Source organism: Caulobacter sp., from assembly GCF_965279145.1.
In the GTDB taxonomy this organism is placed as follows: Bacteria; Pseudomonadota; Alphaproteobacteria; order Caulobacterales; family Caulobacteraceae; genus Caulobacter.
This window is the reverse complement of sequence record NZ_OZ257139.1, coordinates 987,166-1,000,056: the sequence shown is the minus strand read 5'-3', so window position 1 is coordinate 1,000,056 and position 12,891 is coordinate 987,166. Positions and strand designations below refer to the sequence as shown.

Sequence of the window (12,891 nt, the reverse complement as noted above, 5' to 3'; positions counted from 1 at the left end):
GCCGATGATCCGCACAAGAGTGATGCATATTACGACGTTGCGGTGCAGCATAATTTGATCAAGCTCACGATGATCGCCAAGCAAGCGGCGTAGTTTCCGGCCTGCGAGGCTAGGGAGAGGGTTAGATGATTTCGCGGCGAGCCTTTCTGGGCCGGGGATCTGCCATCGCCGTGGGCGCCTGGGGCGCGGCCCTGGCAGGCTGCGCGGTGGGGCGACCCTATGTTGCGCCGCAACCTGAGCTGCCCGCCCGCTTTCCTGCCCAGGACGCGGTGGCGTCGTCCGGCGCCGTGGCGCTCGCGGCTTGGTGGCATGGCCTCGGCGACGCTTCCCTGACCGCCTGCGTCGAGGCGGCCCTGAAAAACAACGCCGATCTTCGGATGGCGGCCGCTCGAATCGAGCAGGCCCGCGCGGGCATTGACGCGGTGCGGGCCCTGTCGCTGCCGATCGGCCAGGTTTCCGGCGTCGGGGGCCGCGGCGAGGACAGCGCCTCCAGCCCCGTAGGAAGTCTCCTCGAAGGTTTCCGACTGAACCGCGAGACCGATCTCTACGCCAGTGTCCTGACGGTGGGCTGGGAGGCCGACCTGTTCGGACAGATCCGCCAGGCGCGCGAGGCGCGGACGGCCCAGGTCGAACTGGAGGTCGAAAAGGCGCGGGCCATGCGGGTGGCGGTCGCCGCCGAGACCGCCCGGGCCTATGTCCTACTGCGCGCCCTGCAGGGCCGATCGGCCGTCCTCGACGCGCGGACCGCCCTGGCCGAGCGCGCGCTGAAGCTGACCGAGCGTCGGGCCGCCGTGGGCGAGGGGGCGAGGGTCGAGGTCAATGCGGCCAGGGCCGAGCTGGCCGCGCTTGGAGCCGCGCGCCCTTCTCTGGCGGCGGGCCTGGTAAAGGCCGCCGACGCGCTGGACGTGCTGCAGGGCGCGCCGCTGGGCCAGAGCCATGCTCTGCTCGCCGAGACGGGAGGCCTGCCGACGGCCTTGCCCGCCGCCGTGCTGGACGCTCCGGCCGCCGCCGTAGCGCGGCGGCCGGACGTGGCGGCGGCCGAGGGGGCGGTCGCCGCCAGCCACGCGGGGGTGCGGGTGGCGATGGCGGGGTACTATCCGTCCGTGAGCCTTGGCGGCCTGGTCGGGTTCTCCAGCACGGACGCGGCCCGGCTGTTCGATCCCGACGCCAAGCTCTGGCTGGGAGGGGCCTCGGTGCGCTGGCGGCTGCTCGACTGGGGACGGCTGAACGCCGACCTACGCGCGGCCAAGGGACGCGAGGCCGAGGCGCTGGCCGTCTATCGCGCCACGACCGAGAAGGCGGCGGCCGAGATCGACACCGCCCTGGCCGCGGTGCGGGCCGGGGCCGAGCGGACCCAGCAGGTCGAGGCTGTGATCGGCGAGATCGCCAAGGTGCGCCACGCCGCCGATCGCGCCCACGCCGTGGGAGAGCTCGCGCTGGACCCGGTGCTGCGCGCCGACCAGCGGCTCTGGGAGGCGCGAGACCAGGGTATCGTCGCCCGTTCGGCCGCGCTGGAGGCCTCGATCGATCTCTACCGGGCGCTGGGCGCGGCCTGATCCCCCCGCGCCACCCGCAGGGTGTGCAGGGCGATCATCAGCTCCTCGTCAGTCGGGATGACCAGCGCTCGCACGCGGCTGTCGGGCGTCGAAAGATGGGTGGCGTTGCCGGCGTTGGCGGCCTCGTCGAGGCGCAGCCCCATCCATTCCAGGCGCCGGGCGATCCGGGCGCGCGCGTCGGCGTGCTTCTCGCCGATCCCGGCGGTGAAGACCAGGCCGTCTACCCCGCCCAAGCTGGCCGCCAGGGCGGCGATCTCGCGAGCGGCGCGCCAGGCGAAGAGCTCGATGGCCGCATCGGCCTCCGGCGCGGCGCTCGCGGACAGAACGCGCATGTCGCTGGAGACGCCCGACACGCCCAGCAGGCCCGATTTCCGATAGAGCAGATCCTCGACCTGGTCCGGGCTCATGCCCAGCTGGGTCTGCAGGTGCAGCACCACGCCGGGGTCCAGGGCGCCCGATCGCGTGCCCATCATCAGACCGTCCAGGGCCGTGAAGCCCATGGTGGTGTCGACGCTCTTGCCGTCGCGCATGGCGCAGAGGCTGGCCCCGTTGCCGAGGTGGGCGGCGATCACCCGGCCACTCGCCAGGGCCGGGTCGATCTCGCGCAGGCGGCGGGTGATGAACTCGTAGGACAGGCCGTGGAAGCCGTAGCGCCGCACGCCGCGCGCGTGCAGTTCGCGGGGCAGGGCGAACCAAGTCGCGATCTCGGGCCGGTGGTGATGGAAGGCCGTGTCGAAGCAGGCGACTTGCGGCAGGTCCGGCGCCAGGCGGGTGATGGCGTGGATGGCGGCCAGGTTGTGCGGCTGGTGCAGCGGCGCTAGGGGGCTCAGCTTGTCGAGCGCCGCCAGTAGCTCCGGCGTCACCCTGAGCGGCTCGGCGAAGTCGATCCCGCCATGCACGACGCGATGGCCGATGGCGATGATCTCGCGATCCTCCAGATGCTCGACCGCCCAGGCGAACAGGAACTCCAGCAGGTCGGCGTGGCGCAGGGCCGCGCCGTCGGGCCAGGCGTGTTGCAGCAGGACCTCGCCCTCAATGGTCTTGGCGACCAGTTCCGGGGCGATGCCGATCTTCTCGATCTTGCCGCCGGCCGAGAGTTTGGGCGGACCCGCGCCGTCGACCGTGAACAACGAGAACTTGATGCTGGAAGAGCCGGAGTTGAGGCTGACGATGGCCTTCACGCGGTCGGCTCCTTGGCCAGACCGGGGGCGGCCTTGGTCGCCGCGCGTGCCATCAGCACGGCCACGGCGCAGGAGGCCAGTCGCGTGCGCAGGCTGTCGGCCCGGCTGGTCAGGATGATCGGGACCCGCGCGCCCAGCACCACGCCGGCGGCGTCGGCCCCGCCCAGGAAGGTCAGCTGCTTGGCTAGCATGTTGCCCGCCTCCAGGGTGGGGGCCACCAGGATGTCCGCCTTGCCGGCCACGGGCGAGACGATGCCCTTTTCGGCAGCGGCGGCCTCGGAGACGGCGTTGTCGAAGGCCAGCGGTCCGTCCAGCAGGCCGCCGGCGATCTGCCCCCGGTCGGCCATCTTGCAAAGGGCGGCCGCTTCCAGAGTGGAGGGGAGGGCCGGATTGACCGTTTCGACCGCCGACAGGATCGCCACGCGCGGCTGAGCGATGCCGATCACGTGGGCCAAGTCGATGGCGTTGCGGATGATGTCGGCTTTTTCGAGCAGGGTCGGCGCGATGTTGATCGCCGCGTCGGTGATCAGCAGGGGCGCGGGATGCGAGGGCACATCCATGACATAGACGTGGCTGATCCGGCGTTCCGTGCGCAGGCCGGTCGCCGAGGCGACGACCGCGCCCATCAGCTCGTCGGTGTGCAGCGAGCCCTTCATCAACAGCTGGACCTGGCCCGATCGCACGAGCTCTACGGCCTTGGCGGCGGCTTCGTGACTATGGGCGGCGGGAACGATGCGGAAGTCGCTCAGGTCCTTGCCCGCCTCCTCGGCGGCCTTGCGGATCTTGCCTTCGGGGCCGACCAGGATCGGGGCGATCAGTCCGGCCTCGGCCGCGTCAACGGCGGCCAAAAGGGCGGCGGCGCTGCAGGGGTGGACGATGGCGGTCGCGGCGGGAGCGCCGCCGCGCGTCGCGTCGATCAGCCGCCTGTAGCCGTCATGGTCGGAAACGCGGATATCGGGCGGGACCTCGACGGCGCGGCGCAGCTTCTCGGCAGGCGCGCGGACCTCCGCCGAGCCGTTGGCCAGCAGCTCGCCGCGCGAGCCGTTCAGGCGGCAGTCGAAGACGACGACGTTATTGGCCGTCTTCTCGCGCGCCTCGACCGTGGCGGTGACGGTGTCGCCCACCGTCGGCGCGGTCAGGAACCTCAAGGTCTGGCTGATCGTCTCGGCGCCCGGCCCGGGCAGGCGCAGGCCGAAAGTCGCGGTCAGTAGACCCGCGCTCCATACTGTCCACGCCGGCTCGGCGCCATTGCTCAGGCCGCCGACGAGGGCGCGCGAAAGTTCCAGATCCTCGGGCGCCAGCGCCCGACTCAGACGGCCGACCTCGCCGAGCCGGATTTCGTCGAACGTGCGGTTCTCGATGAAATCAGCCGTACTCACGCGTTCGCTTCCAAGCTTGAGATCGCCGACCCGGAGCAGGCGACGGCTACGCTGGTCCACAATGCGTTGGCCGCCCTGTCGGGACAAGCCGGGCGCCGCCTTAAGGGCGATCGGCGCTGGCTTGGAGCTCGGCCTGCATCCATTCCCGGCGGCGCTGCTCTCGCATGACCGAGAGAGCGCAGCAGAATGGGCGCGTGGGCCTCGCGACCGTGCGCCAGCCGGTCTGGTCGACCGGGCCCTACGTCAGTTCGGGGGTGGCGGCGTCCATGACGGGGCGGTGAAGGTCGAGTTCTTGGAGCCGCCCCAACGGCAGCAATTGGCGCAAATCTGAAGTGGTCGGCGCCGAGCGAGAGGTCATCGCATGAACCACATAGCGCTCCCCGCCCAGCAAAATCTAAGAACGCACGCAGAACATTATGCGGGACTATTGCGGGGAATGGGGTCCCGCACACCCCCGCACTACCGGGTTTGTTCTGATTTTCGCCACCAAGAAAGTCGATGAGATTCTATATAAGATATTGATTTAATTAAATATTTTGGCGGCCCGGAAGGGACTCGAACCCCTGACCTTCGCTTTAGGAAAGCGCTGCTCTATCCTGCTGAGCTACCGGGCCGCGCGCCGCGCGGGCAGGGGTCAATAGCGCAGGATGGCGGGCTTGCGAACCCCGTCCGGAAACGGGGGAAACGATGGGTGTGTTTGGACGTCTGAAGTCGCTCTATGTGCAGGTCCTGATCGCCATCGCGCTGGGAATCCTGGTCGGCGCGCTGTGGCCGACGGTCGGGGTGGGGCTGAAGCCGCTGGGCGACGCCTTCATCAAGCTGATCAAGCTGGTCATCGCGCCGGTGATCTTCTGCACCGTGGCCGGCGGCATCGCGCGGATGGGCGACATCAAGGCCTTCGGCCGCGTCGGGGCCAAGGCCCTGGTCTATTTCGAGGTCGTCTCGACCGTGGCCCTGATCATCGGCCTGATCGTCGGCAAGGTGGTGCAGCCCGGGCGGGGCTTCAACATCGATCCGGCGACGCTGGATCCCAAGATCGCCGCCGGCTACCTGGCCAAGGCCCAGCATGGCGAGGGGCTGGTCGCCTATCTGCTGCACCTGATCCCCGACACCTTCTTCGGCGCGTTTTCCGAGGGCAACCTGCTGCAGGTGCTGGTCATCGCGGTGCTGACCGGTTTTGCCTGCACCCGGATGGGCGATTTCGGCGACAAGGTGGCCGATGGCCTGGAAGCCCTGGCCAAGCTGTTCTTCGGTATCATCCATGTGGTGGTTCGCTTCGCGCCCCTGGGCGCCTTCGGGGCGATGGGCTTCACGATCGGCAAGTACGGGATCGACGCCCTGGTCCAGCTGGGCGCGCTGGTGGCCACCTTCTATCTGACGGCCCTGATCTTCGTGCTGGTGGTTCTGGGCGGTATCGCCGCCGCGGCCGGCTTCTCGATCCTGCGGTTCCTGGCCTATATCCGCGAGGAGCTGCTGATCGTGCTGGGCACCAGTTCCTCGGAATCGGTCCTGCCCCAGATGATGGAGAAGCTGGAGCGGCTGGGGGCCAAGAAGTCCGTGGTCGGACTGGTGATCCCTACCGGCTACAGCTTCAATCTGGACGGCACCAATATCTACATGACCCTGGCCACCCTGTTCCTGGCCCAGGCGACCAACACCCATGTCAGCCTGGCCCAGGAACTGACCCTGCTGGGCGTGGCGATGCTGACCTCGAAGGGGGCCAGCGGTGTGACGGGGGCGGGCTTCATCACCCTGGCCGCGACCCTGGCGGTGGTCCCCGATATCCCGATCGCCGCCCTGGCGGTGCTGGTCGGGGTGGACCGGTTCATGAGCGAGTGCCGGGCCCTGACCAACCTGGTGGGCAACGGCGTGGCGACCCTGGTCGTGGCCCGCTGGGACGGCGCCCTGGATCGTGAGCAATTGTCGCGGGAGTTGCGGCGAGGCCCGGTTTCGTCGACGGCGGAACCGATCGCTGATCCGTACGCCGACTAGGAAGGCCGGCGCGCGGGGCGTTCGCGATGCAACCGAAAATAGTGCAAGCTTGGCCGATCTCCTCGCCTTGTGACGCGGCGGGGCCATGCTAGGCTTGAGCGACGATAGAGTCATGTCGAGCGTAAATGATGTTGGATTCGGCGATCGGCGATGCCGCGGACACGGAGTCCGACACCGCGCTGATCACGCTGGTCGAGATGATCGAGGCCCTGTCGGGCGCGCGGACCATCGACCAGGTGGCGGCCGTCGTGCGCTCTTCGGCGCGGCGCATCTCGGGCGCCGACGGCGTGGCCTTCGTGATGCGCGACGCCGACCAGTGCTGGTATGTCGACGAGGACGCGATGGGCCCCCTGTGGAAGGGCCGGCGCTTTCCGCTGACCGAGTGCGTCGCGGGCTGGGCCATGCTCAACCGTCAGACCGTGATCATTCCCGACATCTACAAGGATGAGCGGGTTCCGCACGACGCCTACCGACCGACCTTCGTCAAAAGCCTGGTCATGACCCCCGTGCGGCCCGAGGATCCGATCGCCGCGATCGGCGCCTACTGGGCCCGCGAACATACCCCCTCGGCCGAAACGGTGACCAAGCTGCGGGTGATGGCCCGCGCCACCGCCGCCGCCCTCGAGGCCGGCCGGCTCTACGCCTCGCTCAGCGAGTCGCTGGAGCGCCGGGCCTTCCTGCTGCGCGAGCTGGACCATCGGGTGAAGAACACCCTGGCCGCCGTGCAGTCGATCGCCTTCCAGACCCTGCGCTCGGCCGCGTCGCCGGCGGACTTCACCGAGGCGTTCGAGGCCCGGCTGATGGCGATCTCGCGGGCCCACGAGATGCTGACCCGGCAGTCCTGGGGTCTGGCCGACCTGCGCGAGATCGTGGCGACGGCGCTGGAGCCCTTCGGCGGCCTGCACGACCCGCGCTTCACGGTTCTCGGGCCCGACATCCGCATCACGGCCGAGCGGGCGGTGACCGCGCACATGACCCTGCACGAACTGGTCGTCAACGCCGCCAAGCATGGCGCGCTGTCGACGCCAACCGGACATGTCGACATCGCCTGGACGATCGACGAGACGCCCGGCGCCCGGTCTCTGACCTTCAACTGGCTGGAACGCGGCGGCCCGCCCGTGTCGGGCGCTCCCCGACGGCAAGGCTTCGGGTCCCGGCTGATCGAGCGGGGCCTGGCCCGCGACCTGGGCGGCTCGGCCGAAATGCGGTTCGAGCCCGAGGGCCTGAGGTTCGTGCTTCACGTGCCGCTGACCCAGCCAGGAGCCCCGGCATGAGCGCGCCGCGGGTGATGATCGTCGAGGACGAGGCGCTGGTGGCGATGATGCTGGAAGACCTGCTGGGCGACCTGGGCTGCCAGATCGCCGGGTCGTTCGGCGCGGTCGACAAGGCCCTGGCTTGGCTGGCCAGCGACCAGCCGCCGCCGGACGGGGCGGTGCTGGACGTCAATATCGGCGGCCAGATGGTGTTCCCGGTCGCCGAGGCCCTGCGCGCCCGGGGCGTGCCGTTCGTCTTCGCCACCGGCTATGGCAACCTGCCGCGCCGGGGCTTCGAGGACATTCATGTGCTGAGCAAGCCGCTGAACATCGGCCAGTTGCGCCTGGCGGTGCGGGCGTTCAGCGACGGCCATTGAGCGCCTTTGCGCTGTGGATCCTCCCCCTAGCGGGGGAGGTGGCGCGAAGCGCCGGAGGGGGAAGTCCCTTCTGTTCATGGCATCCCCTCTCCGTCGCCCGTTGGGCGACCCCTCTCCCACAGGGAGAGGATCTGGCCGTGTGTTCCCTCGGGCCGGCGAAGCCAGACCCCGGGGGGGACGCACGGCTTCGCCGCCTCGCGCTTTCGCTGCGATGGTGATGGGAAGGGTCGCGGAGCGTCCGGGCCTCGCCCGGAATGTGTGAGTTCTAAGTACCGTTTCGACGAAGACAGACGCTCCGCGTGATCCGTTATCCGGTGAGCCTGCGAGACGCGGGGTTTTAACCCGCTCCCGACGTTCGGCCCCCGGCGGGCGGAGGGTTGGCTAACCCGTCCGGAATGCCTGGGCGATTTCAGCCCAGGCCTGTCGCGCGTCGTACGGGCGGCGCCGAAGGGTGTTCCCGGCGGTCCCGGTCCGGCTTCAACACGTCCAGCCCCCGCAAGGACCGGTCCGCTCCACCAGACCCTGCCGGGCCTTCGACGACGGCCGACGGGCGCTTCCCGCTCGACCACCCCCAAAAGCCCGTCAGGTCGCCGGCCGACGTCCCTTCCCCTGCTTCTGGGTGAGATCAGTATGCGGGCGGTTTCAGCGCGGAGGATTGGCGCGCTCATTTTATTTTCAGCGCGTTGATTCCATTCGTATTTGCATCGGAAAGCACGGGGATAGAGCGCCGCCAATCCCCGTGGTCGCCGGCGCCTACAGCGCCTTGGTCAGCACCACGAACCGCAGCTCGCCGCTGGTGTCGCCGATCCGGCGGTCATTGTAGGGAAACGGCTCGAAGCCGGTCTGCCGGAAGCCCCGGCGCTCGTACCAGGCGATCAGGGTGTCGCGACCCTCGATCACCGTCATCTTGATGGCCGCGCCGCCCCGGGCCTTCACATAGGCCTCGCAGGTGTCGATCAGGGCGCGGCCGGCGCCGCGATCCTGCAGGTCCGGCGCGACGGCCAGCATGCCCAGCAGCCAGACATCGTCGGCCTGGGGCTCCAGCCACACGCAGGCGAACGGCGCGTCGTATTCGTTGTCGCGCAGGGTCAGGATCACCGAACCGGGCTTGGCGGCCAGGTCGGCGGCCAGGGTTTCGGCGTTGGTGCGCTCGCCGCCCATGAAGGCCGCCTCGGTGGTCCAGCCCTTCTGCGCCTCGGGTCCGCGATAGGCGGAATTCACCAGCGCTGCGACGGCGGGGAGATCCCTGGGTTTGGCGACGACGAGCAGCATGCGAGGCGAGTTCCGGGCGGGAAGGGCGGGCAACCTAGCCTCCGGGTTCCACGCGGCCAAGCCTTCAGCGCTTGCGGACCCGGGTCCAGGCGCCGCCGGCCACGCGGCGCACCATCCCCGCCTCGCGCTTGATCATTTCCCAGGGGTGGAAGGCCAGACCGACGGTGTCGGCCATCGCCGCGCCGCGCTGGCCCATCGGCCGCTCTGGGCCGGTGGTGGAGTCGATGGCGGTCTGATGCTCGATCTCGGCGTTGAACTCGGCCCCGACCAGCACGGCCATGATCGAGAACCACATCCAGACCATGAAGGCGATCACCGCGCCCAGCGGGCCATAGGTGGCGTCGTAGTGCGCCACCCGGTTCACATAGACCGAGAAGCCCAGCGAGCCGGCCAGCCATCCGGCGGCGGCCAGCAGGGCGCCCAGCACCACCCACCGCCAGCGGGCCCGGGCCCGGCAGGGGGCGAAGCGGTAGAGCACGGCGAAGGCGACGGCCGTCATCAGCCAGACCAGCATCCAGCGGATGGGCGCCCAGATCTCGACCAGCGCCGACAGGTGGGCCCGCTCCATCAGGATGGGCGTCGCGATCAGGATCAGGGCGGCGGCGGCGGCGTAGAGCACGCCGCAGAAGGTGAACAGGTAGGTCAGGGCCGTTCGGGCGACCAGGTGGCGGCGTTCCTCCTCGTCATAGGCGATGTTCAGCCCGTCGAAGAGCGCCTTCATGCTGGCGTTGGCGCTCCACACCGACAGCAGCAGGCTGATCACGAACGCCACGCCCAGCTTGGCCTGTTCCTGGCTGGCCAGGCGCAGCATCTGCTCGCCGACGATCTGGACGACGCTGGCGGGAAAGACGCCGGACATCTCGCCAAGCTGCTTCTGGACCGCGCCGACATCGGCAAACAGGCCGTACAGCGACACGAAGGCGCCGATGGCCGGGAACAGGGCCAGCAGGGTGTAGAAGGTCACGCCGCCGGCCACGGCGGGCAGGCGGTCGACGGTGATCTCACGCCAGGTGCGCCACAGGATGTCGCGCCAGCCCAGCAGGGGAATGTGGTGGGGATGGCCGGCGGCGCGGCCGCGCATCGGCTCGGCGGCGTCGAAGTCGTCGGGCGGCAGGACGCGGTCTTCCGACAGACCCGGCGGGGCTTCGTGGACGACTGCTGTGGGCCTTGGGAAGGCGAACGGCGCCAGGGCCAGCAGCACGATCCACGGCGTCAGCCCATAGGGCCGCGACGCCAGCCATGAGCGGATCGGTCGTTTCGGCGGCGGCGCGTCGGTCATCAGGGCTCCCGCGCTAGGAAAGCGTGAGCGCGGCGCACGTTCCCGTCGCCGGCCGGCGGGGTGTGGCCGAGATTTATCGCCGTGATGCGCGCGCGGGGGTCTTGCGGCGGCCCGCGGCGTTCCTAATCTCTATAGGGCGGGCCGGGCCCCTCTGACGATCATCGACGCCGAACGGCGTGGTCGTGATGTCGGACCGCATCGGGTGCGCTCGATGCCGGGTCCAGAGGGTCTGTTGCCCCCCAAGAGCCCAGCAAGCCCGACATCGGGTGCGCCCTCCCAACAGAGGAGAGCTTTTGATGTCCTTCAGTCCTATTCACGCCCAACGGGCCCGCGTCACCGATGCCTGGACGCCGGCTCAGGTGGAACAGCTGGACGCGCTGGTCGCCGCCTGCGCCCTGGTGGCCCATGCCGATGGCTGGGTCACGCTGGAAGAGCGCGGGCGGATGCTGGAGCGCCTGCGCGGCCTGTCCGTGCTGGCCGTGTTCGGCGTCGACGATACGCTCGAGGCGTTCGAGGCCTTTGAGCAACGCTTCGAGGCGGACCCCGAAGGGGCCCGGGTCGAGGCGGAATTGATGGTCCGCCGCCTGCGGGGCCGCGATGACGCCGCGCGGCGCCTGGTCAACTCGGCCTGCGCGGTGGCGGTGGCCGATGGCGGTCTCGACGCCGAGGAGCGCGATGTGCTGCTGAGGATCTGCGCCCTGGTGGGGCTGGATCCGATCCAGTTCGATCTGATCACCGCCGCGGGACGCCGATGAGGATCGAGGTGCGGGTCTGACTGTCGGGCCCTTGCCTTCGGCCGAGTCGTCGCCGACCCTGCCGGGATGGAAGCCCGCATCGCCGCCCTCTACCGTCATCCCGTCAAGGGGTTCACGCCCGAGCGCCTGGTCGCCGCCGAACTGACGGCCGGCGCGTGCTTTCCCTGTGACCGGCTCTATGCGGTGGAGGACGGTCCCAGCGGCTTCGACCCCGACGCGCCGGCCCACATCTCGAAGATGAAGTTCACGGTGCTGGCCAAGATCCCCGCCGTCGCCAGGGCCCGCACGGCCTATGACGAGGCGACGGGGGTGTTCCGCTGCGCCGCCGAAGGCCGGCCCGATTTCGCAGGCGACCTGCGCACGGGCCAGGGGCGGGCGGGGCTGGAAGCCTGGCTGACCGGCCTGCTGGGCGAGGATCTTTCCGGCCCGCCGCGCGTGGTCGAAGGGCCGGGCGCGTACCGGTTCATGGACAGCAGGTCGGGCTATGTCTCGATCATCAATCTGGCCAGCGTGCGCGACCTGGAGGCCAAACTGGGCGTTTCCGTCGATCCCCTGCGGTTCCGCGCCAACCTCTATGTCGAGGGCTGGCCGGCCTGGGTCGAGAACGACTGGACGGGGCGAACCCTGCGGGTCGGCGGCGCGACGGCGGAAGTCCTCAAGCCCATCGTCCGCTGTGCGGCGACCCATGTGGATCCGGTCACGGCGGAGCGGGACATCGAGGTGGTGAAGGCGTTGTTCGACACCTACGGCCACATGTTTTGCGGGATCTATCTGAACGTCACGCAGGGCGGTGAGATCCGGGAAGGCGACAGGCTGGCCTTGAGCTGACCGTGTCTCCCGCCGGACGGGCGGGGAATTGGAATGGCAGCCGGCTTCAACTCGCGCTATTTGACCGCCCATGACCCTGACCCTCGTCAAAGCCTGGACCGCCGCCAAGGAGCGTTTGAAGAACGTTCAGATCGACCAGCCGGCCATCGACGCCCGCCTGCTGCTGGAAGTGGCCGCCGACGTCACCCGCACCGACATCATCACCGATCCCTATCGCGTGCTGACGCAAGAACAGATGGCGACGCTGGACGAGTATCTGAACCGCCGCGCCCGCCGCGAGCCGGTCAGCCACATCATTGGCCGCAAGGGCTTCTGGAAGATCCTGCTGCAGGTCAACAAGAACGTCCTGACGCCGCGCCCCGAGACCGAGGTCATCGTCGACGAGGTGCTGAAGGCCTTCCCCGAGGCCATGGCCTTCAACATGCTGGACCTGGGCGTGGGCTCCGGAACCATCCTTCTGGCGGTGCTGGCCGAGCGGCCGGCCGCCAGGGGGCTGGGCATCGACGTCTCGGAAGAGGCCCTGGCCGTGGCCCGCGAGAACGCCGCCAGCCTGGACCTCAACACCCGCGCGGCCCTGCTGCGCGGCGACTGGACGGCCGGCCTGGGCGACGCGGGCTTTGACCTGGTGGTCTCCAACCCGCCCTATATCGCCAGCCACATCATCGAGACGCTGGAGCCCGAGGTCCGCGACCACGAACCGCGCCTGGCCCTGGACGGCGGTCCCGACGGTCTGGACGCCTATCGCCATCTGGCGCCCGAGATCCTGCGAGTGCTCAAGCCCGCCGGTATGTTCGCCGTCGAGATCGGCTACGACCAGTCGGTCGACGTCGAAGCCCTGTTCAGGCAGGCCGGCGCCACCAACGTGCGGACGATCAAGGATCTGTCGACGCATGACCGCGTCGTGACCGGGGTGAAAAATCCCTTGGAAACCCCCGCGTGAGAGGCTAGACGAAAGAGGTCTCCTTCCAAAAAGCCGGGTGACGGGAAAAGCGATCGTCGATGACGGTCGTAAAGCTCCT

The 12,891-nt window shown here is 69.3% G+C and carries 11 protein-coding genes and 1 tRNA gene; 7 read left to right on the top strand and 5 right to left on the bottom strand.

Translation table 11 applies throughout. From position 1 onward, the window contains the following. Positions 1-125: 125 nt before the first annotated feature. Complete coding sequence (locus ACQY9P_RS04640) at positions 126-1,556, top strand: efflux transporter outer membrane subunit (protein ID WP_421736435.1); 1,431 nt, start codon at positions 126-128, stop codon at positions 1,554-1,556. Here ACQY9P_RS04640 and ACQY9P_RS04635 read toward each other — a convergent pair. The 3 genes from ACQY9P_RS04635 to ACQY9P_RS04625 all read right to left on the bottom strand — a co-directional run bounded on the left by ACQY9P_RS04635 (position 1,532) and on the right by ACQY9P_RS04625 (position 4,730). After that, positions 1,532-2,737: an acetate/propionate family kinase gene (locus ACQY9P_RS04635; RefSeq protein WP_421736436.1), complete on the bottom strand. Its 1,206-nt coding sequence runs from the start codon at positions 2,735-2,737 to the stop codon at positions 1,532-1,534. The genes ACQY9P_RS04640 and ACQY9P_RS04635 overlap by 25 nt on opposite strands. Beyond that, on the bottom strand, positions 2,734-4,116 hold the full coding sequence (locus tag ACQY9P_RS04630; protein ID WP_421736437.1) for a bifunctional enoyl-CoA hydratase/phosphate acetyltransferase: 1,383 nt from the start codon (positions 4,114-4,116) through the stop codon (positions 2,734-2,736). Before ACQY9P_RS04630 ends, ACQY9P_RS04635 begins: the two co-directional genes overlap by 4 nt. Positions 4,117-4,653: 537 nt before the next feature. Next, a tRNA-Arg gene (locus tag ACQY9P_RS04625) sits at positions 4,654-4,730 on the bottom strand. Between the two features lie 91 nt (positions 4,731-4,821). Here ACQY9P_RS04625 and ACQY9P_RS04620 point away from each other — a divergent pair. The 3 genes from ACQY9P_RS04620 (at position 4,822) to ACQY9P_RS04610 (ending at position 7,738) form a co-directional block, all read left to right on the top strand. Beyond that, positions 4,822-6,108, top strand: coding sequence for a dicarboxylate/amino acid:cation symporter (locus ACQY9P_RS04620; protein WP_421738255.1), 1,287 nt, complete (start codon positions 4,822-4,824; stop codon positions 6,106-6,108). A 125-nt stretch (positions 6,109-6,233) separates the two neighbouring features. After that, positions 6,234-7,382 carry a sensor histidine kinase gene (locus ACQY9P_RS04615; RefSeq protein ID WP_421736438.1) on the top strand — a complete coding sequence of 383 codons (1,149 nt, stop codon included), beginning with the start codon at positions 6,234-6,236 and terminating at the stop codon, positions 7,380-7,382. After that, positions 7,379-7,738 carry a response regulator gene (locus ACQY9P_RS04610; RefSeq protein ID WP_421736439.1) on the top strand — a complete coding sequence of 120 codons (360 nt, stop codon included), beginning with the start codon at positions 7,379-7,381 and terminating at the stop codon, positions 7,736-7,738. The genes ACQY9P_RS04615 and ACQY9P_RS04610 overlap by 4 nt, the downstream gene beginning before the upstream one ends. 753 nt (positions 7,739-8,491) lie before the next feature. Here ACQY9P_RS04610 and ACQY9P_RS04605 read toward each other — a convergent pair. Together ACQY9P_RS04605 and ACQY9P_RS04600 are read right to left on the bottom strand one after the other, a co-directional pair. Then, the gene (locus ACQY9P_RS04605; RefSeq protein ID WP_421736440.1) at positions 8,492-9,010 is read right to left on the bottom strand and encodes a GNAT family N-acetyltransferase; all 519 of its coding nucleotides are present in this window, start codon (positions 9,008-9,010) and stop codon (positions 8,492-8,494) included. Positions 9,011-9,074: 64 nt separating this feature from the next. Beyond that, positions 9,075-10,289: a YihY/virulence factor BrkB family protein gene (locus ACQY9P_RS04600; protein WP_421736441.1), complete on the bottom strand. Its 1,215-nt coding sequence runs from the start codon at positions 10,287-10,289 to the stop codon at positions 9,075-9,077. A gap of 296 nt (positions 10,290-10,585) precedes the next feature. On the opposite strand from ACQY9P_RS04600, the gene ACQY9P_RS04595 reads away from it, so the two are divergent. The 3 genes from ACQY9P_RS04595 to prmC all read left to right on the top strand — a co-directional run bounded on the left by ACQY9P_RS04595 (position 10,586) and on the right by prmC (position 12,812). Then, positions 10,586-11,044, top strand: coding sequence for a tellurite resistance TerB family protein (locus tag ACQY9P_RS04595; RefSeq protein WP_421736442.1), 459 nt, complete (start codon positions 10,586-10,588; stop codon positions 11,042-11,044). 66 nt (positions 11,045-11,110) lie between these two features. Further along, a complete protein-coding gene (locus ACQY9P_RS04590) occupies positions 11,111-11,872 on the top strand; it encodes an MOSC domain-containing protein (protein ID WP_421736443.1) in 762 nt (253 codons plus the stop codon). A gap of 70 nt (positions 11,873-11,942) precedes the next feature. Then, a complete protein-coding gene (gene prmC, locus ACQY9P_RS04585; protein WP_421736444.1) occupies positions 11,943-12,812 on the top strand; it encodes a peptide chain release factor N(5)-glutamine methyltransferase in 870 nt (289 codons plus the stop codon). The last annotated feature ends 79 nt before the right edge of the window (positions 12,813-12,891 follow it).